A 22225-nucleotide genomic window follows, 5' to 3' on the forward strand; every position below is an offset into this window, starting at 1 on the left:
GACACTTGTGTCATCGTCTGCGGTCAGAACTGGCGCGGGTGGGCGCTGCGGATGATCCGGACTCTGAGTGCTCGGGATTCATGGCTTTGTCGTCGGCGACCAGTGCCTCGGTGTGCACGGGCGGCGGCCCGATCCCGTTGAACCGCCTCGAGATGGGCGGTCGCGCCCTTCGGCGCTGTCACGGTGTCCGCCAATCAACTCAGCATCCTGCTCACCCACCGTCGTGGTTCCCCGCGAGGTCACGATCGGGGTGTTGCGTTCAATCCAGTTCCGCAGTGTTGCCTGGTTGATGTCGAGCAGAGCACCCAGGCCTGCGGGCTGTCGGCGGTGCGGCGGGCATGCACGGGGCGCCGCCCCGCGGTTAGTTCTGGAGCTGTTGGACCAGTTCGACGATCATGGTTGCCGACAGCGACAGGATCGCGAGGAACCCGACTACGCCGAGGACGTTTTTCCACCAGGTGTTCTTCAGGTCGCCCATGAGGTTTCGGTTGTTACTCATGGTGAGCAGCAGGTAGCCCAGAAACGGTGCGACGAGCACGGTGAGGGCTTGGGCGAAGATGATCAGTTGGACTGGGGATTTGGTGAACAGGATGGTGATGACCAGTCCCCAGAGCAGGATCGTGGCGCTGGTGCATCGGGCGATGCGGGTGCTGGGTGAGGGACCGCGACCGAGCGCGTCGGAGAGCATGGTGCCGCCGGTGGTGGCGTTTGCGACCATGGCTGAGAACGCAGCGCCGGAGAGCCCGAGGGCGAAGATAGTGGAACCAAGCTCTCCGGCAACAGGTTCGAACACTTTCGCGAGGCCGGCCAGGGTAGTGGCTTCAGCACCCTGTTGGCCGAGAACGGCAGCGGCGACGACAATGACCAGCGAGGTCATGATGCCGGGCGCGATGATGCCTGGGATGGTGTCGACGATGGTGGTGTCGCGGTACTGCGCTCGGGTGCGGCGGCGTTCGTGGGTGCCGTAAGAGGTGAAGAACGCGGCGTTGAGTGAGAAGTTCGTGCCGACCATGGCGATGACTACGAGCTGCGCGCCGGGCGGAATCGTGGGGATCAGCCCCTCCGCCGCTTGAAACCAGTCCGGGCGGGAGATGATCGCGCTGACGACAAAGGTGATACCCAGCAGCGCCACGATCACCAACAGGATCTTCTCGACGGTGCGATACACGTTGCGGAACAACAGGATCAATCCGACGAATCCAGTGCACAATGCGGTCCAGACAACGGGGGAGCCACCGAACACCATGGACAGGCCAAGGCCGGATCCGACAGCGTTTCCGACCGAGAAGCACAGAGTGATGATGAAGACGCCGAATCCTGCGGCCAGGCCGACGCGATGGCCTAGGACGTCCTTGACCGAGCTGATCATCGAGATCGGGGTGCGGATGCCCAGGCGCACGCTCATGTCGGCGTAGACCAGCATGAATGCGGTCGAGACGACGATGACCCAGATAAGGGCGTATCCGTAGTCGCTGCCGGCTTGGACTGCGCTGGCAAGGTTACCGGGTCCGAACTGCCAGGCTCCGGCGACGAAGGCAGGGCCGGCGAGGGCGAGGGTACGCCACCAGGCGCGGGCCTTAGGGGGGCCGGTGATGGACAACTCGGCGGATTCGGTGACATCGGTCGCGGCGTCAGGCGCAGTGGACTCGCGCGTCCCGCTGGACGATGAGGAGGAGGGTCGACTCATCGGTGAGCCTTTCTGTGCGGCGTCCCGGGAGGTCGGGCGCCAAAACCGACCGAGGCCGGTGGAATGAGGTAGATCGTAGGGCGACTTGCCCCGGGAGCCGCAGAATCGGCAGCCCCCGGGGGCACCAGTTGAGCGGATCAGGCGAACGCGGCAACCGAGCCGAGTCCGGCCGATTGCAGCGCCGCGGCAATCTCGGCGTCGGCGCCGGCGGCCAGCGGCAGCAGCGGCGAACGCACGGTGGCGTGCTCGAGGATGCCGCGAGCAACGAGGCCTTCCTTGAGAGCCACGGTTCCCTCCATGTGTGAGCCGCGGTGATAGACGTTGGCGGTGACTGGCAGCAGACGGTCGTGGATCTCACGAGCCCGGGTGTAGTCCTTGGCCTTGCCGGCAGCGATGAGCTCGACCAGCGGCTCCGGGGCGAGACCGCCGTAACCGACCAGAGCGCCGTCGACGTCGAACATGGTATGCAGCAGATACTCGTCGTGGCAGGTCAGGATCTGCAGATCCGGGAACTCCTGGCGCAGGACCGGGATCTCGCGGTCCCAGCGGCGCATGTTGCGGACACCATTCTTGGTGGCGAACACGCCAGGCTGCGATGCGATTTCGAGCTGCGTTTCCAGGTCGTAGGTGGCTTTGGTGACGTCAGGGTACTGGAACAGGATCAGCGGTAGACCCGACTCGTCGTAGATCTGCTTGTAGCGATCCTGAGGGGCACCCTTCTGGAAGCCGAAACGCAGCCACCCATGCGACGGGTAAACGAGGCCGGCAGTGGCGCCGGCGTCCACGGCGCGCTTGGCTTCCTCGGCAGCTACCGCGGTGCCTTCGCCGGTGATTCCGGCGATGATCGGCAGCCGATCCTGTACTGCGTCGCGAAAGGCGGCAATGGTTCGGACCTGCTCGTCCTGGGTGAGGAAGGTGCCTTCGCCTGCGTGGCCGAGAACGACCAGACCTTTGACACCGTCCACGCTGGCCAGCCACGACCCGAGTCTCTGGATGGCAGCGTAGTCGACCTCGCCGTCACGGGTGAAGGGGGTGACCGGGGCGGGGGTCAGTCCGCGCAGATCTATGGACTTGGGATCGACAGTGGACATCTGCGTCCTCGCTTTCCTGATGGTTGCTGAACGGCGGCGGCCGCCGAGATCGCGGTCGTGAAATCGTTCTTGGGAACGTTCCCGCTATCGGTTGCTACACTATGTCCACACCAGGCGATGTGTCAACGGTCACGTACGGGGTCGGTTATTGCTTTCGTCGCAACAAGGATTCGAGGGTATTTGAGAGATGATGAGGGCGATGTCCACCAACAACACCGCCAAGCCGATGGGCGCAGACACCCCAAGCGCGGTCACACTGCTCGACGTCGCGCGCGCCGCGGGCGTGTCGAAGTCGACCGTCAGCCGCGTTCTCGACGAGCGCATTCCGCCCTCACGCTCGGCTACTGCCCGCCGAGTGCGAGAGGTGGCCAACGAACTCGGATATCGGCGCAACACCTACGCCTCGAACCTGCGGCGAGGGGCCACAGCGACCATCGGAGTCGTGGTGCCGCGCCTGAGTGACACGGTAATGGCCTTGATGTTCGAAGCCATTGAGCGTGCTGCGCTTCGTCGCGGGTACTTCGCGATCGTCGCAACCAGCGGAGATGAACCCGCCGATGAAGCAGCTGCGGCATCGACACTGCTCGACCGCAACGTTGATGGACTGATTCTGGCGTCCAGCAGAATCGATGATCCGCTTCCTCAGCAACTCCGGAAGGACCGGGTTGCCCACGCGCTGGTCTTGCGGACCGATGGCAAAAGTCCCTCGGTGATCGGAGACGACGAGGCCGGCGGATACCTGGCGGTGCGCCACCTTGTGGACCTCGGCCACCGCGATATCGGGGTTCTCAGCGGGCCGCTGTTCACCTCGAGCGCCACGGGACGCCTCGCAGGGGCACGTCGCGCACTGTCAGAGGCCGGGCTCACCGTGCCCAGTGATCGGTTCATCGAGTCCGGATATGGGATCGAGGACGGAGCGCAGGCCGCACGGACACTGCTCACCGATCCCGAGGCACGACCGACCGCCGTCTTCTGCGCCAACGACAACCTCGCCATAGGCGCCATGTCCGCCGCCCACGAACTGTCCCTGGCCATCGGTACGGACTTGTCTCTCATCGGCTACAACGACATCCCGCTCGCCGCACGACTCCCCACACCGCTCACCTCGGTGCGTACCGCATTCGACACAATCGCCGCCGAGGCGCTAGCGATCGTCTTGCAACCCGACCCCGGACAACCCCTTGTCCGCACAGTCCTGCCGACACTCATCCCCCGCAACTCGACCCGGCCGTTCGCGCGACCCTGACACCCTGACGCCCGGCGATCGAAACCGTGCCGTCATCCCGGGCGAGTAACACAGCACCCGGGATCGCTGCCGTTTAGCCCAGGTCGGGTCTGTCCGATATTCGGTGTAAGCGGCGGTTTTCCGATTGCTCGGTGGGTCAGCGTTCTTCGGCTGCGGGCATACGATCGGCGAACGTGATTGCCAGGGCGTTGAGCGCTGGCTTCCAGCGTACGGCCCACTTCGTCTGACCGGTACCCTTCGGGTCCAGTGACCGGGTCACCAGGTAGAGCGTCTTGAGTGCGGACTGCTCGTTCGGGAAATGCCCTCGAGCGCACACTGCACGCCGATATCGGGCGTTGAGACTTTCAATCGCGTTGGTAGAAAACAACACTCGCCGAATCTCGACGTCGTAATCGAGGAAGGGGATGAACTCTTCCCACGCGTTCGCCCACAACGAGACGATCGCCGGGTACGGCGTGCCCCACTTCTCAGCGAATTCTCCCCACCGCACCCAGGCATCAGCGACGGTCGGCGCGGTGTAGATTGGTTTGAAATCGACGCTGATCTTGTCCCAGCACATGCGGGAGGCATACCTGAAGGTGTTCGGAGATCAGATGGATGATGCACGTCTGAACTGTGGCCAACGGGAACGCAGCAGACACACTGTCGGGCAACCCTTTCAACCCGTCACAGACAACGAAGAAGATGTCGCGGACACCCCGGTTGTTGAGATCGGTGAGCACCGCCAGCCAAAACTTGGCCGACTCGCCATCCCCGTCGCCGGCCCACCTCCCGAGGATGTCTTTGTGCCCGTCGAGATCAACACCGATCGCAGCGTAGATCGGCCGGTTACGCACCTGCCCGTCCCGGGTCTTGACCATGATCGCGTCAATGAACACCGCCGCGTACACCTTCTCCAGCGGGCGTGCCCACCAACTCACCATCCCCTCGATCACCCGATCAGTGATCCGGAAACGGTGTCTTTCGACACCGACGCACCGTACACATTGAATCGCCCCGGGTTTGCTGGAGGCTCGGTTAGTTGGCTCCAGCGGTTGCCGGGACCGGGTTCTCACGGTAGCTGGTGACCGTGTGGGTCGACCAGTAGGCGGTCTCGTACTCGACCGGCGGGACGTGTCCGATCTCGCCGGGCAGGCGGCGGTGATTGAACCAATCGAGGTACTCGGCGACCGCGATCCCAACCTCGCCGACACCACTCCAGCCACCGCGAGGACGCATCACCGGGTTCCGGATGCACTCGGCTTTGAACAACGAGTTGAATGCCTCGGCCATCGCATTGGCGTACGAATCACCCTTGGAGCCAACCGAAGTCACCGCTTCGGCCTCGGCCAATCGTTCGGTGTAGCGGATGGCTCGATACTGCACGCCGCGGTCGGAGTGGTGGATCAGCCCGGCCACGTCCTGGCCGGCACGCGACCGCGCCCACAATCCCATGTCCAGGGCATCAAGGGCAAGGCTGGTGTGCATGGTGGTCGAGACCTGCCAGCCCACGACCATCCGCGAGAACACGTCCAGGACGAACGCCGCGTACACCCAACCCGTGTGGGTACGGATGTAGGTCAGGTCGGCCACCCACAGCGCGTTGGGCGCCGCCGCGGTGAACTGGCGTTTGACACGATCGGCCGGCTGCGGAGTTTCGGCCCCCTCGCTGCGAGTGGTCTTCCGCGTCTTCAGCCGCGGTATCCCTTGCAGCCCATCAGCTTTCATCAATCGTTCAACGGTGCACCGTGCCACGCCGACACCCTTCCTGCGCAGTTCGGCATGAACTTTGCGGGCACCGTAGACGCCGAGGTTGTCGGCATGCACGGTGCGGATCTCGCCGAGGATCTCGCGGTCGCGGACCACTCGTGGCGCCTCGATTCGTCGAGAGCTCAGATGGGCTCGGACTGTGGACGGAGCGATCTGGGCGGCCGTGTCGCGTAGGGCCGCACAGATCGGATCGACTTCGTGTTCGTCACGGGAAGCGGCGACGAACTCCACGATCAGCGCTGTTGGCGGTCGATCTCCGCCGCAAAGAAAGCCGAGGCCTGCTTCAAGATGGTGTTCGCCCGCCGCAACTGCCGGTTCTCCCGCTCCAGCTGCGCGATCCGCTCAGCCTCGCCGGTCGTGGTGCCCGGTCGCACCCCGCCATCGATCTCGGCCTGTTTGACCCAGGTGCGCAGCGCCTCCGGGTGCACGCCGAGTTGGTCGCCGATGCGTTTGAGCGCTCCCGGCCGGGTCCCGGCGGGCTTCCACCGCCATCCGCGTCGCCCGCTCCTTCAGCTCAACGCTGTACTTCCGTGGTGCTGCCATACTCTCCATCCTTCACAGGTTCGAGAGCCTCCGACAACCCCTCGGCGATTCACATCGGCGATTCACATCGGCGAAATGCGCCGATATCTCTCCGGTCGTGAGGCCTTTGACATACAGCGACAGAACTACCCGATCCACATCGGTGACGCGTCGTTTGCTATTACCGACGATCCCCGGATCGAAAGTGCCGTTGCGGTCGCGGGGCACCTCGATCGGCACCTGCCCGCACGCGTCGGTCAGCACCCGTTTCGTACGCGTGCCATTGCGTGAATTGCCGGTGTTCCGGCCGGCCACGTCATGTTTGTCATAGCCCAGATGCTCGGTCAGCGCTACACCCTGAGCACGTGAGCTGCGCACCAGATCGCTCACCAAGGCCTGCTCGGCCTTGGTGAGCTCACGCACCGCGTCCGCGGCGGTGACATCGTGTTCCTGACCGGTCCGAACCGGCCCCGCCACTGGGGCATCCACGCCCCCGATTGTGTCGGTCAGCGTCGTGATTCCTCCTGCCCCACGCCGGGGGCGATCAAAACCACTTACACCGAATCAGCGACAGTCCCTAGCGCGCCGGTGGATGCCGAGGACTCTGATTGCTTGCCGCAAAGTGGTGGTGTCAGCGATCTGTGAGACTCCCAGTGTCGAGCCATATGTTGACTCCGCGTCTCAAGGACAGACGATTTCGAGAGTTGCGGCGAGGCCGTGTCAGTCATTGCAAACTTCATCGAATCTGGCTGTGGGGCTGCTGATGGCAGCAATTCGGCACTGAGGTTCGTCCTGACCATCAGCCAGTCCTCCGGGATATCGCTCCGGCCGGGAGCGGTCTTCGGAGTCATGCTACGCCAGATTTGTTAATCCGGAAGACATTTCCTTCTGGATCACGCAGGACAGATTGATATGCACCATAATACGTCGTGTAGGGAGCCTTGACGAGGCGACCGCCGGCTGCGACTGCTGAGTCGGTGAGGGTGTCGACGTCCTGTTTGTCGTGGACCTCGAAGGTCCAGAATGCTGCTGCTGCATCACCGATCGGGGTGTCTTGCGGAAGGTCGAGCAGACTGATGGCGGCCGTAGTGTGAAACCCGAGGATAGTGTCGCCGAGTCTAAGCGCGCGGAAGTGGTCGGAGGACAGCTCAGTGGCTGTCGGTAGCGCGAAAACGCCTGCGTAGAATGCTGATTGCGCAACGATATCATTACAGATGACGCTCACGAACGAGAGCGATACGCTGGGGAATGCCGTCATTTGAGTCTCCTTGGGGAGATCTGGTCCAGTTAGTGGGGGTGGCTAGAGTTGGCCGGCGGGCAATAGCGTTGGCGCCAGGCATGACCTGCTGAACTGCACGGTTGTAGAGCGTTAATCAGCTGACAGTGGCTGCGAGGGCCCGTCGGCGCAGGTACTCGCCTGCTTCGATCGGTGCCAGGTTCGTGTTCTTGCCGATCGGAGCGGGCATCGGTTTGATGACGGCGTCGACGTTGGCATCGCAAAACTGGATGAGTGAGATCAGCTCTTCTTTCGGTGCCTGATCCTGCGGGGGCAGGACGCGGTGGCGGGTCGATCGCCACCGATCGCCGGTCCATCGGGCCATGAGGTCGCCGATGTTGATGACCAGTGCTCCTTCTACGAAAGGTGCGTCGAACCACTGTCCGTGGCTTTCGACCTGGAAGCCGCCGTATCCGACCTGACGGTCGAGCAACGTGAAGATGCTCCAGTCGGTGTGGGGGCCGACACGAAATTGGCCATCCTTGGGTGCGCCGGTCTCTTCCATGGAAGGGTAGCGGTTGATGTTGAGGGTGCGAGTTCCGTTGGCGCAGCGTTCGATGAACCAGTCTGTGCCCAGTCCGAGCGCCGCACCGCAGATGCGGAGCAATTCGTCGTACACGCCGTACATCTGATCCATGTAGCGGTTGGCCTGGGCTTCGAGTTCTGGCACCTCTGTGGGCCACACGTTGGCTCGAAACCAGTACTCGTCTATAGCGGGATCACCGGTGAGGTGATTGCGTCCGATGGTGTAGCTCTCTTTCATGTCGGGTTTGTCGGCGTCTGCGTCCTCTCCGTCGAATGAGTTGGCCTCTCTGCCGCTTGGAAGCCAGCCGCGGCCTCCGACGGTGGTTTCGTATTGCGCCTTGATCTGTGTTGGTAGGGAAAAGAACCGTTTCGCGGCTTCTCGCAGGCTCGCTCCGAGGTGGGCGGCGACGCCATGGTTCGCGAGCAGCAGAAAGCCTGACTCAGTGAGTGCGCGATCCACTTCTGCAGCGACTGCCGCCCGGGACTCGTTGTCTCCGGTGCGCCACGAGTTGAGGTCGATGAGCGGAATGTGTGGTTGGTTCATGGTTTTCCTTTTGTCGATATTGACGAGGGCGATGGCAGGGGGTTGTGCCTTAGCGGCGTCGCTCAGGCTTGGCCGTAGCCGTTCGAGGCGGCAAGGACCCGCGATGCTTCCCGGACGGCGGCGGTGTTGGCCTTACCTTGCTGGGAACCAGCGAGTTTGGCCTTGATGTGGTCGCGGACCACGATTGGTTCGTACGCCAACCCGTCGGCAGCGTCGAGATGGCTTGGCAGTGTCGCAATGGTGGCGTCGATGTTGCCGTCGTGGAAGAAAGCCACCGATCGGCGGCGCTGGATGGTGCCGTCGATGATGGGTGGCTTGACGCGATGCAGAGTCGACATCCAACGGTCGTTGGTCAACCGGGCGGTAAGGTCGCCGAGATTGACCAGCAGGGCCCCATCGATGGGCTGGACGTCATGCCAGTTGCCCTCGCGGCCAAGTACTTGCAGGCCAGGGACTTGATCAGCCCACAGTACGGTGACAAGTCCAAAGTCTGTGTGCTCGCCCATGCCGGTGAGATCGCCATCAAGGGTAACGGTGCCTTCGGGGAGCGCGTAATTGTTCATGCGTAGTACGTCAACCGAGTGGTCGGTGAGGTACTCGAAGTAATCGTGTGGCAGGTTCAGAGCATCGGCGAAGACGGTGGTCAGGGTGCGTGCGACTCGTGAGGCGTGGACATAGTACTTTTCGACGTTGGTGCGGAAGTTGGCGATGTCCGGCCACACGTTCAGGCCGTAGTCGTCCTCGGAGAGGTCCAAACCTGCGAACGACTGTGCCTCTGTGCCAACATTGAACGCCTCAAAGAAGTCGTTCATCCGTGTCGCAGATTCCAGTCCGAGGCTCAAGCTCAACGATTCGCTCTTCGGGGGTGTGTAGCCGCGATTTCCCTCGACTATGTAGCTCTTCTTGAGGTGCAAGGGCATGGCGAAGAAGGCGTCGACCGCGTCGGACAGCCCGACAAGTACGTCAGCGGGGATGCCGTGGCCAAGAACCTGGATGAACCCGACAGTGGAGCACGCGACATCGAGTTGACGGGCCGTTTCTGCTCGGGCGGCGATGGTGCGTTCCGAGGTGTACGAGCTGATGTCGACGGCGGGGACTTGAAATGTCTCAGCGGTGTCAGGATTTGGAAGCGACATGTGCGTCTTCTCCGATCATGTTGTGGGCTGCAAATGGGGATGAGTCCGACTTGTCGGGTGTCATGGCCCGGCGGGCGTTAACCCCGAGTGCCGTGTGATTGAGAGCAAGGTTGAGTGTGAACGCAGTGATCGCGGCCAGGGTGATACCGCTGCCCAGCACGATCTGGGTGGAGTCGGGGAACTTAGCGAACATGCCGGGCATGAAGGTAGGGAGTAGCCCCACGCCCACAGTGGCCGAGGCGATAGTCATGTTGATTGGGTCACCGAGGTTGATGTGACGGAGTGTGTTGATTCCGACGATCGCGACCACGGCGAACATGATCAATCCGACGCCCCCGATGACCGGGCCCGGAAGGCCCGCTACAAAGGCGCCGAGCTTCGGCACCAAGCCCAGCGCGATCAGGATGACTCCGCTGACTGCCGTGACGTATCGACTGAACACCCTTGTCGTGGCAACCGCGCCGACGTTGTTGGTGTACACGGTGTCAATGAAGGCGTTAAAGACGGCTCCGAAAATGCCCGAGATCGCGTCGCCGGTCAGTCCGCGGGCGAGGTCACCACGGCCGATGTCTTTGCCCGTAATCTCGCTCAGCGCCAGAATGCTAGCGGTGGATTCAGCGAACACCACGATCATCACGATCGTCATCGCAACGACCGCCGTCAGTGGGAATTGTGGAGCACCGAAGTGGAACGGCTGGGGAACCCCGAACCAGGACGCATCTCCCACGGCGTCGAGGTTGTAGAGACCCAGGGGCAGCGCGACTGCAGTGCCGATCATTAGCGCCAGCAGCACCGCGAGCTGCCGCCAGATACCGCGAGCGAGACACAACAGCGTCACTGCGATGGCGATAACCAACACTGCAAGACCAATGTTGCCGGGCGAAGCGTAGTCGGCGGCTTGGGTGTCTTGACCGACAATGAGTCCCCCTGCGACGCCGATCAGCGATAACCCCACGACAGTCAGGACAGCCCCGGTTACCAGGGGCGGGAAATAGCGCAACAGGCCAGCAAAGGCCCAGGCGAGAGGAATGCCGATGACACCGCCGAGCAGCATCGACCCGTAGACCGCCGGCATACCGTACTCATGGGCGATCAGAATCATGGGCGTCAACGCCGTGAAGGTGCCACCGCAGATCACCGGCAATCGCACCCCGACCGCCTTCCATAGCCCGATGCTCTGAACAACGGTGATGGCCCCCGATATCAGCAAGTCGGCCGAGATCAGAACACCTATGTCAGAAGCGTTTAGTCCGACCGCGGCACCGAATATCAGCGGCACACTGACGCACCCGGCGTACATGATCAGCACGTGTTGAAGACCGAACGCGAACAAGCGTGGGATCGGGGGTCGGAGATCAACGGGGTGCGCATCCGAGGGAGCGTCGGGTTCAGAGACAGCAGGCATGGAATACTCCGGAAGGGTGGGAAAGCGTGGCTCGCCAATATTCTCTAGGAAATATTTCATTGGCTGGATCAATAAAGTTGCGGTGCTGTTTCCGTTGTAACTGCTTAGTTACGTCCGCGACACCAGGTCCGTTTTGGCTGCTTTCGGGGCTGCTACCTTGCGTAGGTGGATGTTGATGACCAGCTGTTGCTCGCGCGGTCTCTGGGAGCCTCGATCCGGGCCGCGCGTAAGGCGGCGCAGCTCACCTTGTCCGAACTCGCACGAAGGACCGATCTCTCCCAGCCCTTCCTGAGTCAGGTGGAAAACGGAAACACGACACCCAGTGTGATCAACCTGCACCGGATTGCGCAGACCCTGGGCACCACCGCGCACGACCTGCTCGAGCAGAGCAACCGGTCGCCGGTCAAAGTAGTCAGGGCACAAGAAGCGCGACGCTACAACCTCGGCCCCTCGGCAGTGTTGCGTTTCTGCGTAACCGGCACCCGTCTCATGGACTGCAACGAGGTAACCGCCGAGCCACATAGCGCCGCCGAATCGGGAACAACCCACGCCGGTGAAGAGTTCGTGTACGTCATCTCGGGCGAGATTCGACTCAACATTGACGGCCAAGACGTCGCGCTGCGCGCCGGCGACACCGTCTACTACTCGGCCAACGTCCTCCACCAGTGGTTCAACGACACTGACGAGACCGCCGTATTCCTCTTCGTAAGCACGCCCCCCAGCTTTTAGGTGGTGGGAGTCCCGGTTTAGGCCACCTCCGCTTCGGAGGCGGCCGTCTCACGGTAGCGCGTCTCGTACTCGATGGGCGGGCAGTAGCCGATCGCTGAGTGCAGCCGCTCGGTGTTGGACCAATGCACCCACGCGGCGGTCTCGCGCTCGACCTCGCCGCGGCCGGTCCACGATCGCTGGCGCTCGATCGGTTCGGTCTTGTACAACCCGATCGCTGCTTCCATCAACGCGTTGTCGAGTGCATCGCCGACCGAGCCGATCGATCCGGCGAGGCCGGAGTCGCGTAGCGCCTCGGTAGACGCCAGCGCTGTGTACTGACTGCCCGCATCGCTGTGGTGCACCAATCCTGCTGCTATAAACGAGAAGTCGGTTCTTCATCGGGCGAACAAGGGGGACTGCTGCACGGATAGGTACCAGTGGGGTGTCATACCGCGGTTCCCTTGCCAGTGTGGTTGCCGAAGATATCTCTGAGCCGCAGGCAGTTTGGAGCATCAGCGGTGAAGCTGCGTTGGACCGGATCGTCCTGAACGGGTCGACCTGATCGCCGGCCGTTGCGCCCTCGCTTCTCTCCGAAGACCGACCACCAGCGGTTGTCGCGGCAGATCCGCCATGCGGTCCGCTCAGCCAGATCCCATGTGGCCCCGGGCAGCCGACGCCGGCCGGGAACGCGGAACAAAACCAGCGGCGCACTGTAGTCGATCGCAAGCGCGACGATCCACAACCTTACTCGTGCTGCATCATTCGCGAGGCCGCCGGCAATCCAGAATACGCCGGCGGCGATCAGCAAGAGGAGGATCCGGCCGGCTCGCTCGCGCTCGATCGTGCCCTTCGCAGCGACGACGAACGTCAGAACGCGGTGGCGCCGACCTGGATCGAGACGTAGGCGTCGGACGAGCCTCAGCTGCGCCAGTGCCGGGTGCGGGTCGAGGAGTCGACCCGCATTCGCAAGTGCCCGCAGCGTGAGGCAGTGCCGAACGGTGCCCGCGTCGTGCTCAGCGTCGGAGGTGCCGAGGCGCCGTCGGAGGATTGAGCTTCGCGCGTATGAGTTTCCGTCCCGCCTCTTGAGCTCACCAGATGGGACGGAAGTCGATGCGCGGGACGACAAGGGCCCCGACCGGAACGAATCCGGCCGGGGCCCTTGTTGTCTGCTGGTCACCCAGCGAAATCCCTACTTCGCAGCGAGGTTTTCGTTGGTCAGCTTGGTGACACCCTGCTCGGCCTTCTCGACCAGCGAGGCCGGCGGCTCGAAGTGCTTGCCGTACTTGCCCGCGAGTTCCTTGGCACGCGCGACGAAGCCGGGCACGCCACCCTCGTAACCGTTGATGTACTGGATGACACCACCGGTCCAGGCGGGGAAGCCGATGCCGAAGATCGAACCGATGTTGGCGTCCTCGACGGAGGTGAGCACACCTTCGTCGAAGCACTTGACGGTCTCGAGGGACTCGGCGAAGAGCATCCGCTCCTTCATGTCCTCGAGCGGGATCTCCGTGGTGCCCGACTTGAACTGCTCACGCAGGCCCGGCCAGAGCTGGGTGCGCTTGCCGTTCTCGTCGTAGTCGTAGAAGCCCTTGCCGTCCTTCTTGGCGGTGCGGCCGTTCTCGACCATCCAGTCGACGACGGCGTTCGAGCCGTGCTGCGGAACTTCCTTGCCCTCGGCCTTGGCCGCTGCCTCGGTCTCCTTGCGGATCTTCTGCGGCAGGGTCAGGGTCAGCTCGTCCATGAGCTGCAGCGGCGCGGCCGGGTAGCCGGCCTGGGTGCCCGCATGCTCGATGAAGGCCGGCTCGACGCCCTCGCCGACGGCCGCGATGGCCTCGTTGACGAAGGTGCCGATGACACGGCTGGTGAAGAAGCCACGGCTGTCGTTGACGACGATCGGGGTCTTGCGGATCTGCAGGGTGTAGTCGATGACCTTGGCCAGCACGGCATCCGAGGTCTTCTCACCCTTGATGATCTCGACCAGCGGCATCTTGTCGACCGGCGAGAAGAAGTGGATACCGATGAAGTCCTCGGACCGCTTCACGCCCTCGGCGAGGATGGTGATCGGCAGGGTCGAGGTGTTGGAACCCAGGACGGCGTCGGGCTCGACGATGTCCTCGATCTCCTGGAACACCTTGTGCTTGACCTCGACCGACTCGAAGGCGGCCTCGATGACGAGGTCGACGCCCTTGAAGTCGGCGGCGTCGACGGTCGGGTGGATACGGGCGAGCAGCGCGTCGCTCTTCTCCTGGGTGGTCTTGCCCTTGGCGAGAGCCTTCTCCTCGAGCTTCTCCGAGTAGCCCTTGCCGCGCTTGGCGGCGTCGAGGTCGATGTCCTTGAGGACAACCTCGATGCCGGCCTTCGCCGACACGTAAGCGATTGCCGCGCCCATCATTCCGGCGCCGATGACGCCGACCTTCTTGGCGGTGAACTTGTCGTAACCCTCGGGGCGCGAGCCGCCGCCGTTGATGTGCTGCAGGTCGAAGAAGAACGCCTTGATCATGTTCTGCGCGACCTGGCCGGTGACCAGCGAGACGAAGTAGCGGGTCTCGATGATGTCGGCGGTGTCGACGTCGACGTAGGCGCCCTCGACCGCGGCGGCCAGGATAGCGCGCGGAGCCGGCATGTTGGCGCCCTTGATCTGCTTGCGCAGCAAGGCCGGCAGCGCCGGGAGGTTGGCGGCGAACGCCGGGTTGGTGGGGGCACCGCCCGGGATCTTGTAACCCTTGACGTCGAACGGCTGCTGAGCCTCGGGGTTCTCCTTGATCCATGCCTTCGCGGCGGGGATCAGTTCCTCGATGGAGCCGACGACCTCGTTGACCAGGCCGGTCTCCTTGGCCTTGGTCGGGTTGAAGCGCTGGCCCTGGAGCAGGACACCCATGAGGGCGTTCTGGATACCGAGCAGACGGACGGTACGCACGACGCCACCGCCGCCGGGCAGCAGGCCGAGGGTCGCCTCGGGCAGGCCGATCTGAACACCCTTGACGTCCGCGGCGATGCGGTAGTGGGTGTGCAGCGCGATCTCCAGGCCGCCGCCGAGCGCGGCACCGTTGATGGCCGCGACGACCGGCTTGCCCAGGGTCTCGAGACGACGCAGCACCTTCTTCATGGCGTTGGTGGTCTCGGTGATCTGCGTGGCGATCTCCTCCTTGGAGACACCGCTGCGATCGCTCGTCATGTCCTTGAGGTCGCCGCCGGCGAAGAAGGTCTTCTTCGCGGAGGTGAGGACGACACCGGTGATGTCGTCCTTCTCGGCCTCCAGGCGATCGACGGTCGCGGCCATCGACTCCTGGTAGAGCGCGTTCATCGTGTTGGCGCCCTGGTTGGGGTCGTCCATGGTCAGGATGACGACGCCGTCGGCGTCCTTCTCCCAGTTGATCATGTTGTCACTCATGGTGATTCGCAGAGTTCTTTCTCGTGAAGTGGTGGTCGCCGGGAGGGTCAGAGACGCTCGATGACGGTCGCGACGCCCATGCCGCCACCGATGCAGAGGGTGATCAGGCCGTAGCGGCCGCCGGTGCGCTCGAGCTCGTCGAGGCAGGTGCCGTAGATCATCGCGCCGGTTGCACCGAGCGGGTGACCCATGGCGATCGCGCCACCGTTCACGTTGACCTTCTCGTGCGGGATCTTCAGATCCTTCATCCACTTCATGACGACCGAGGCGAAGGCCTCGTTCAGCTCGAACACGTCGATGTCGTCAACCGTCAGGCCGGCCTTCTTCAGCGCCAGCTCGGTGGCCGGAGTCGGGCCGGTGAGCATGATGGTGGGCTCGCTGCCGATCTCGGCGAAGGACACGACGCGGGCGCGCGGGGTCAGGCCGTTGCGCTTGCCCGCCTCCTCGCTGCCGACGAGCACGAGGCCCGAACCGTCGACGATGCCGGAGCTGTTGCCGCCGGTGTGGACGTGGTTGATCTTCTCGACGCTCGGGTACTTCTGCAGTGCCACGTCGTCGAAGCCGGCCATGTCGGCCAGGGCGGCGAAGGCGGCCTTCAGCTTGCCGAGGCTCTCGACGGTGCTGCCGGGACGACGGTGCTCGTCGTGATCGAGGACGGTGACGCCGTTGATGTCCTTGACCGGAACCACGGACTTGGTGAAGTAGCCGCTGTTCCATGCCTTTTCGGCACGAGCCTGCGACTCGGCCGCGTAGGCGTCGACATCCTCGCGCGAGAAGCCCTCGATGGTGGCGATCAGGTCGGCACCGATACCCTGCGGGACGATGTAGTGGTCGTATGCAGTGGCCGGGTCGGTGAACAGCGCACCGCCGTCGCTGCCCATCGGGACGCGCGACATCGACTCGACGCCACCGGCGAGAACCAGGTCGTCGAAGCCGGAGGCGACCTTGGCCGAGGCCAGGTTGACGGCCTCCAGACCCGAGGCGCAGAAGCGGTTGATCTGGGTTCCCGGGACGGTCTCGGGGAGACCGCTGTTGAGGGCGGCGGTGCGCGAGATGACCGCGCCCTGCTCGCCGACCGGGGAGACGACACCGAGGATGACGTCGTTGACGTCGGCCGGATCGAGGCCGCCGTGACGCGACAGGACCTCGTTGATGAGACCGGAGACCAGGTCGACCGGCTTCACGCTGTGCAGCGAACCGCCGCGCTGCTTGCCACGAGGCGTACGGATCGCCTCGTAGATGAATGCTTGATCAGGCACGAAAGTGTTCCTTTCACACGAACCACTGGTTGGTTACCCACCGAGGCTAACGCGGAATAACTAGTTTGGCTATACCCGGTGGTCAAGAGGTCTGGCGTTCTGTCGAATGTGCGCTATGGTCTGTTCACCATGCCTGACCCCAAACCCGCCACCCGCACCAGGGGCGCCGACCGCAAACGACAGCTCGTCGACTCCGCGGCCGCGCTCTTCCTCCAGCGTGGGTATGCGCAGGTCTCGCTGGCCGACATCGCGCGCTCGGCGGGCGTCACCGCGCCATCGGTGTACCGGCATTTCGACGACAAGCAGTCGCTGCTGGCCGCGGCGGTCCTGGCCGGCGTCGACGATCTCGAGTCCTGCACCGACCGGGCGCTCGCCGACGGCGTCGACGCGAACTCGCTGATCTCGACGGTCTGCGACCTGGCCGTCCAGCGTCCCCAAGCGGCATCGCTGTGGCGGTGGACCAGCAACTACCTCACCACCGAACAGAACAAACTGGTGGCAGTCCGCACCCGCGAGGTGATCGGCCACTGGGCGTCGGCGCTCGCCGCCCGGCGCACGGATCTGACCGACCGTGAGGCCGTGCAGCTGGCGTGGGCGGTGCTGAGCGTCAGCGGCAGCCTCACCGTGCACCACACCCGCATGTCCGGGGCGCGTGCACGAGGCGAGATCGAGAAGCTCATCCGTCGGATTCTCGCCCTGAGACCCACCGCGGCACCGCCGTTCGCGACGTCGCCGACGGTCACCTCTGTGCCCGGTTCGCGGCGTGACGAGATCCTCGACGCCGCCGCCGAGTTGTTCGCCGACCGCGGTTACACCGACGTCGGCGTCGACGAGATCGGCGGCGCCGTCGGCATCGCGGGTCCCAGTGTCTACAAACATTTCTCGTCGAAGCTGGCCATCCTCGTCGCCATCGGACAGCGCAGCGGCGCGCGCCTGGAGGCGGGGGTGATGGCGGCCTACGGCGCCACCTCGGACCCCGCGAAATTGCTTGCCTCGCTCGTCGATTCGTATGTCGACGTGATCACCAGCACCCCGGATCTGTCGGTGAGCTTCAACAACTCCCCCGCGCTCGCCGGACAAGCGAGCGCCACCGATCTCGTCGACGTGCAGCGACGTTATGTGGCGCGCTGGGTGGATCTGCTCATGCAAGTCGATCCGGAGATCAAGCGCGATCAAGGCGCGGTCGCCGTGCACGCGGCGCTCTCGATCGTCAACGACGCCGTGCGCATGCGACGCGGCTCGGAGAGTCCGCAGTTCGCCGCGCGGATGGCGTACCTCATGAAGGGCGTGCTCGCGCTCTGATCCGCGCGAGGGAGTGCGCTGAATCGGGTCGCGGCTCAGATGAACCCGACGCTGTCCACGTTGTAACGTCCGGCACAAGGGAGGGTCACGATGTCGGTAACTGTGGATGACGGTCCCAGATCCAAGCGCGCGCAGATCCTGACCGTCGCGACAGAGCACTTCGGCACAGTCGGTTACGAACACACGAAGTGGGCATCCATCGCCGACGAGGTCGGCATCGGACAGACAGCGCTCTACCACTATTTCGAGTCGAAGGCACACTGTCTTCTGACCATCATGCGCATCCAGCTCGCCGATTCGATCGAGCGATTCCGAGCAGGGACCGCCGGTATTCCTGACCCGGTTGAAGCCTTCGGCTCAGCAGTTGCGTCATCGCTGCGCGGGGAAACCGTCGACGTGCTGCAGCGACGAATAGTCCAGAACCAGATTGTCATCCTGGGTACCCCTCGCCGGTCGGACGGAGAAGAGGCCGAACGCGTCCGGTCGCGCGAACTGGTCGCCGAGATCGAGAGCAACTGGGCACACCTGATCAAGCGTGGAATGGACGCCGGCGATTTCGTCGACGGGGACGCCATGCTCCAGGCGCGTCTCGTACTGGGCGTCCTGGGGAGTGTGTGGCGCTGGTACCGCCCGGGTGGCCCGTTGTCTCTCGACGACGTGATCCGCACGGTATCGGACGCGACGATTCGGATGCTCTCCGCGCGTTAGACCGACCCTGCCGGACCGGTCTGCCCGCTATGCTGAGCCGACGCCGGAGATGGGACTCGGATCGGATGAACGACGCCTCGGAAGCGCGGGACCGCCCCCGCTACACTCGCGACGAACTGGTCGCCGAACTCGGACTGTCCGCTGATTTCGCCGAGAAGGCTTGGAATGCATTCGGTTTCGTGCGTCAACCGTCCTCGGACAAGGTTTTCTCCGATCGCGACCTCGCCGCGCTCCGGATGTTCGCATCCTCTTCGGCGGCGATGCCGGAGACCAGCCAGATCGCGATGGCCCGGGCCATCGGACAGACGATGTCCCGACTCGCGGAGTGGGAGGCCGACCTGCTGCGTGACATCGTCGACGACCCCGCGGTGCCGTGGGACTTCGACCAGATGAGCCTCGCGCTCGGCCAGATCCAGCAACTCATCTGGCGTCGGCACATGGCGCAGGCCATCGAGCGTCGCACCGATCACTCCGACGACGAAGAGATCGACCTGATCGTCGGCTTCGCCGACATCGTCGGCTATACAAGCCTTTCCCGGCGCATCGATCTGAATGACCTGGAGTCCCTGCTCGGTTCGTTCGAAGACGACACGTTCGACGTGGTCGTAAATCATGGTGGCCGCGTTATCAAGACCCTCGGCGACGCTGTGATGTTCACCTTCGACGACGCCCCCGCCGCCGCGAGTGCCGCGCTCGAGATCCATCAGCTCTCCACGGACGACAGTCTTCCGCCGTTGCGGGTCGGCATGGCGCGCGGCTCCGTCCTCGCCCGGCTCGGAGACGTCTTCGGCGAGCCGGTGAACATCGCTTCCCGCCTCGCCGGATCCGCCCGTCCCGGAACCACACTCATCGACGACGCGATCGCCGACCAGCTCGGCGGTGACGACCGCTTCTACCTCAAATCGATACCGACACTGCGCGTTCGGGGGTACAAACACCTCAAGGCCCGTGTCCTCGAAGCACACCGTGACGGGCCGCTGAACGACTGACCCACTGGCGAACCTCATTTCGACCGATGGACTTCGATCGAAGTCAATCGGTCGAGTTGAGGTTCGCCGGTCACAGCGACTCATGGCTGTGGACGGTGGCGAGCTGTTTGCGCCCTGCCCGGCTATCGTCATCGTCGAACATTTATGGTGGTTCGCGAAGTCAAAGGGGGAATTTTGTCGGACATGATCGTCGATCCAGCGGCTGTCGGGGCGTCAGCGACGGAGATCTCAAGATGCGCATCCCGTCTGATGGCGTTGGAGCTCACCTCCAATGCCGGACTGGACGGTACGACAGCGACCTTCAGCCAGCTCGCCGGACAGTTCCGCGGGGCTTCGAGCGATATGTCCGCGGTGGCGGCGGGTGCGGACGAACGGATCGCATCCGCGCTGGCCAATGTGTCCGGCACGGTTTCCTCGTTCTCCGAACTGGTGCTCGGTGCCAAAGACACCACCGTCGAGACCGATCAGGCGAGTGCGAGCACGATCAAGGACGCCACGGCGTATCCCGCACGGCAAGGACAGCAGACCGACCACGTGGTCCCGCTCAGCGTTCTGCTGTCGGTCCAATAGGTCGTGCCGCCCAGCTATGACGACGTCATGTCCTGGAACCCCGAGGTCATGACGTCGATCGCGAATGGGATCACTCGACTGCAGGCACATCTGGAGGTCGAGGCACCAAAGGCCGGAGAACCCGTTCTCAACCTGACGCGTGCTCAGTGGACCGGGATGGCTCGAGGTCCTGCCGATGATCGCGCCGAGGGCCTCACCCGGTGGATTCGCGGTGTGGCCGATGAGTTCGGTGATCTGGCTTCCGTACTCACGAACGGGCAGGTCGGCATTCGCGATGCGATGAAGGCTCTCGAGACCCGAACCAGCCTTGCCGACTCCGACGGCTACGTCCTCGACCGCGGAAGCCGCGAGTACACCGTCAACTTCGACGCCGGTCGCGCACCCGAGGGTGCCGAGTACGACGCGGGACGAGCCTACGAACACCACGCCGCGCTGATCGGTCTCGGCACCGCGGCCGATAACGCGGTCACCGCGACCCGAGACGCGATCAATTCCGCAGTCGGTGAACTCGGCGGCATGACACCCGCTGCGAACGCGGTCAACCGCGGGATCGTCGACGCGACTCTCGCCGCGAGCGACGCCGCCGCTGTGCGCAATGGCACCGCAACTCCCGAGCAGCGTGGGCGATTCCTCCGCGCGATGAATCTGACCCCGGAGCAGTTGGAGAAGTTGAAGGCCGGGCAACCCACAGACGTCGATCCTTCAAGACTGGAGTACCTCAAGAACGCGTTGGGGCTCCCTGCAGGAAGCTCGCTTGCGGGGCCCGCGGTCACCACCGCACTTGGCGCCCTCGAACAACGCGGCCAGGATATCCGCTACGCCTACGACACCGATCGCCCCGGCGGACGCCATTCAGCGGGACGCGCGGGATTGACCCCGGATGACCTCTCTCGTCTCAACAAGATCGGCACCAATCTCTATCGCGGTTCCTTGGTCGGAGGCGTGGTGGTCACGGCGTTCGACGAATGGAGCAAGTACGAACGCGGTGAACAGGATGGCGGAGACGCGGTCGCCTCGGGCGTTGGTGCGGTGGGCGGCGGCGTGCTCGGCGGCATGGCCGCGGGGGCAGCTATAGGATCGTTCGCTGGTCCGATTGGTACAGCAGTTGGAGCAGGGATCGGCGCTGCGATCGGCAGTAATCTCGGTTCCAAAACCGGCAAGTGGGTGAAAGGGATTTTCGACTGATGATGGCCAGCAGAAAGGCGGTCAGGGTCGGGCGACCTCGTCATCGATCCAGGCGGCTTCCAACCAACTACTACACCGCGTATGTCACTTCCCGCCTCCAGAACGTGCTGGTATGCCTGCCGGCATCCCTCGCATTTGTTCTCGGTCTGCTCACCGGAGGAGCTCTGTCGTGACAAGAGCAAGCACGTGATCGCTGCAATCGAGTACGCGATCGTGAATCTCGGCAGCACGGCGACGCTCCGCGCTTCGACGCCGACGCTGGACTTCTTGCCGGCACCGGCCTGGTATGACATGGACACCGAGACCGCTCACGAAGCTAGCGCAAGTCGAGTCCTCCTACGTTCGGAGAGTCCGGTTCCAGAGTTCGTCTCGAACGTAGTGGTCCAATATCTCGACCTGGGCCCCATTGACGTCCTTCGGTTAGACACACTCGATACCACGCTGGACATCGCAGCACTGGAGAACGCTACAGTGCTGAACCACAGTGCGCACCGAGACGGCTATCTCTGTGTGGACGACGGAAACTACACAGCCAAGGGTCGCGAGTTGCGCCTTCGCCGATCACAGTTGGCCTACCGCGGATCGGATGGGAACTCGATGCTGTCCCTGTTCACGGGTACCGTCCCGATCGCCGATTGGGACCGGGTAATCAGCGAGATAACCGAGATGGAGGACCGTTGGCTGCGGACGACGACAACAACAAGTGGCGGGAACTGAGGACCTACTTCAGTGGGAGGTTCTCGATGTTCGTCACCTACCCGATCCTCTGTTTCATACTTGGATTGGTCCTGGCCTACTTCACCAGCACGTCCTGACCACGGCGCCGAGAGCTACCGGTGAACCTCATGCCGACTCGTAGACTTCGATCGACGTCTCGCGGTCGAGCCCGTGGTCGCAGTTCATGTTCGGCGCGACGATGACGTGGCGCGCAT

At 63.7% G+C, this 22225-nt stretch carries 17 protein-coding genes, 4 pseudogenes and 1 other annotated feature; of the genes and pseudogenes, 8 read left to right on the forward strand and 13 right to left on the reverse strand.

Annotated elements, in window-relative coordinates; all coding sequences use genetic code 11:
* Positions 1-361: 361 nt before the first annotated feature.
* Both MVF96_RS22030 and MVF96_RS22035 read right to left on the reverse strand, forming a co-directional pair.
* Positions 362-1687, reverse strand: a complete 1326-nt coding sequence (locus tag MVF96_RS22030) for an Nramp family divalent metal transporter (protein WP_247450498.1) — start codon at positions 1685-1687, stop codon at positions 362-364.
* A gap of 137 nt (positions 1688-1824) precedes the next feature.
* Complete coding sequence (locus MVF96_RS22035) at positions 1825-2778, reverse strand: dihydrodipicolinate synthase family protein (RefSeq protein ID WP_074852580.1); 954 nt, start codon at positions 2776-2778, stop codon at positions 1825-1827.
* Positions 2779-2977: 199 nt separating this feature from the next.
* Here MVF96_RS22035 and MVF96_RS22040 point away from each other — a divergent pair, with 199 nt between their 5' ends.
* Positions 2978-4024 (forward strand): LacI family DNA-binding transcriptional regulator, encoded by a 1047-nt coding sequence (locus MVF96_RS22040; protein WP_074852579.1) that lies wholly within the window; start codon positions 2978-2980, stop codon positions 4022-4024.
* A 136-nt stretch (positions 4025-4160) separates the two neighbouring features.
* On the opposite strand, the pseudogene MVF96_RS22045 reads toward MVF96_RS22040, so the two are convergent.
* The 7 genes and pseudogenes from MVF96_RS22045 to MVF96_RS22075 all read right to left on the reverse strand — a co-directional run.
* Positions 4161-5009 (reverse strand): annotated as a pseudogene (locus MVF96_RS22045) (IS256 family transposase); the annotation flags it as partial.
* 32 nt (positions 5010-5041) lie between these two features.
* Positions 5042-6316, reverse strand: a pseudogene (locus MVF96_RS22050) (IS3 family transposase).
* Positions 5918-6046: a sequence feature (AL1L pseudoknot), on the reverse strand. (Overlaps the previous pseudogene by 129 nt.)
* A 63-nt stretch (positions 6317-6379) precedes the next feature.
* Positions 6380-6784 (reverse strand): annotated as a pseudogene (locus MVF96_RS22055) (transposase); the annotation flags it as partial.
* 358 nt (positions 6785-7142) lie between these two features.
* Positions 7143-7553 (reverse strand): VOC family protein, encoded by a 411-nt coding sequence (locus MVF96_RS22060; RefSeq protein ID WP_247450500.1) that lies wholly within the window; start codon positions 7551-7553, stop codon positions 7143-7145.
* 115 nt (positions 7554-7668) lie between these two features.
* Positions 7669-8640: an isopenicillin N synthase family dioxygenase gene (locus MVF96_RS22065; RefSeq protein WP_247450501.1), complete on the reverse strand. Its 972-nt coding sequence runs from the start codon at positions 8638-8640 to the stop codon at positions 7669-7671.
* A gap of 62 nt (positions 8641-8702) precedes the next feature.
* Positions 8703-9776: an isopenicillin N synthase family dioxygenase gene (locus tag MVF96_RS22070; protein ID WP_247450503.1), complete on the reverse strand. Its 1074-nt coding sequence runs from the start codon at positions 9774-9776 to the stop codon at positions 8703-8705.
* Positions 9757-11181, reverse strand: a complete 1425-nt coding sequence (locus MVF96_RS22075) for a uracil-xanthine permease family protein (protein ID WP_247450504.1) — start codon at positions 11179-11181, stop codon at positions 9757-9759. Before MVF96_RS22075 ends, MVF96_RS22070 begins: the two co-directional genes overlap by 20 nt.
* 165 nt (positions 11182-11346) lie before the next feature.
* On the opposite strand from MVF96_RS22075, the gene MVF96_RS22080 reads away from it, so the two are divergent.
* Entirely contained in the window at positions 11347-11910 is a 564-nt protein-coding gene (locus MVF96_RS22080) for a helix-turn-helix domain-containing protein (protein ID WP_247450507.1), read from the forward strand.
* Positions 11911-11927: 17 nt separating this feature from the next.
* On the opposite strand, the pseudogene MVF96_RS22085 reads toward MVF96_RS22080, so the two are convergent.
* The 4 genes and pseudogenes from MVF96_RS22085 to MVF96_RS22105 all read right to left on the reverse strand — a co-directional run.
* Positions 11928-12284, reverse strand: a pseudogene (locus tag MVF96_RS22085) (transposase); the annotation flags it as partial.
* Positions 12285-12334: 50 nt separating this feature from the next.
* Positions 12335-12697, reverse strand: a complete 363-nt coding sequence (locus MVF96_RS22090; protein WP_247452184.1) for a hypothetical protein — start codon at positions 12695-12697, stop codon at positions 12335-12337.
* Positions 12698-13078: 381 nt separating this feature from the next.
* On the reverse strand, positions 13079-15280 hold the full coding sequence (locus MVF96_RS22100) for a 3-hydroxyacyl-CoA dehydrogenase NAD-binding domain-containing protein (protein WP_247450509.1): 2202 nt from the start codon (positions 15278-15280) through the stop codon (positions 13079-13081).
* Between the two features lie 47 nt (positions 15281-15327).
* Positions 15328-16539: an acetyl-CoA C-acetyltransferase gene (locus MVF96_RS22105; RefSeq protein ID WP_058252264.1), complete on the reverse strand. Its 1212-nt coding sequence runs from the start codon at positions 16537-16539 to the stop codon at positions 15328-15330.
* A gap of 129 nt (positions 16540-16668) precedes the next feature.
* Between MVF96_RS22105 and MVF96_RS22110 the strand changes: the two genes are divergently transcribed.
* The 6 genes from MVF96_RS22110 (at position 16669) to MVF96_RS22135 (ending at position 22010) form a co-directional block, all read left to right on the forward strand.
* A complete protein-coding gene (locus MVF96_RS22110) occupies positions 16669-17841 on the forward strand; it encodes a TetR/AcrR family transcriptional regulator (protein ID WP_247450511.1) in 1173 nt (390 codons plus the stop codon).
* A gap of 90 nt (positions 17842-17931) precedes the next feature.
* Positions 17932-18549: a TetR/AcrR family transcriptional regulator gene (locus tag MVF96_RS22115; RefSeq protein ID WP_247450514.1), complete on the forward strand. Its 618-nt coding sequence runs from the start codon at positions 17932-17934 to the stop codon at positions 18547-18549.
* A 65-nt stretch (positions 18550-18614) separates the two neighbouring features.
* Positions 18615-19538: an adenylate/guanylate cyclase domain-containing protein gene (locus MVF96_RS22120; protein WP_247450516.1), complete on the forward strand. Its 924-nt coding sequence runs from the start codon at positions 18615-18617 to the stop codon at positions 19536-19538.
* A gap of 144 nt (positions 19539-19682) precedes the next feature.
* A complete protein-coding gene (locus MVF96_RS22125) occupies positions 19683-20108 on the forward strand; it encodes a hypothetical protein (RefSeq protein ID WP_189340106.1) in 426 nt (141 codons plus the stop codon).
* Positions 20109-20135: 27 nt separating this feature from the next.
* The gene (locus tag MVF96_RS22130; RefSeq protein WP_247450518.1) at positions 20136-21293 is read left to right on the forward strand and encodes a hypothetical protein; all 1158 of its coding nucleotides are present in this window, start codon (positions 20136-20138) and stop codon (positions 21291-21293) included.
* 186 nt (positions 21294-21479) lie between these two features.
* Positions 21480-22010 carry an acetyltransferase gene (locus MVF96_RS22135; RefSeq protein ID WP_247450521.1) on the forward strand — a complete coding sequence of 177 codons (531 nt, stop codon included), beginning with the start codon at positions 21480-21482 and terminating at the stop codon, positions 22008-22010.
* Positions 22011-22225: the final 215 nt, after the last annotated feature.

This window comes from Gordonia hongkongensis (assembly GCF_023078355.1).
GTDB classification, from domain to species: Bacteria; Actinomycetota; Actinomycetes; order Mycobacteriales; family Mycobacteriaceae; genus Gordonia; species Gordonia hongkongensis.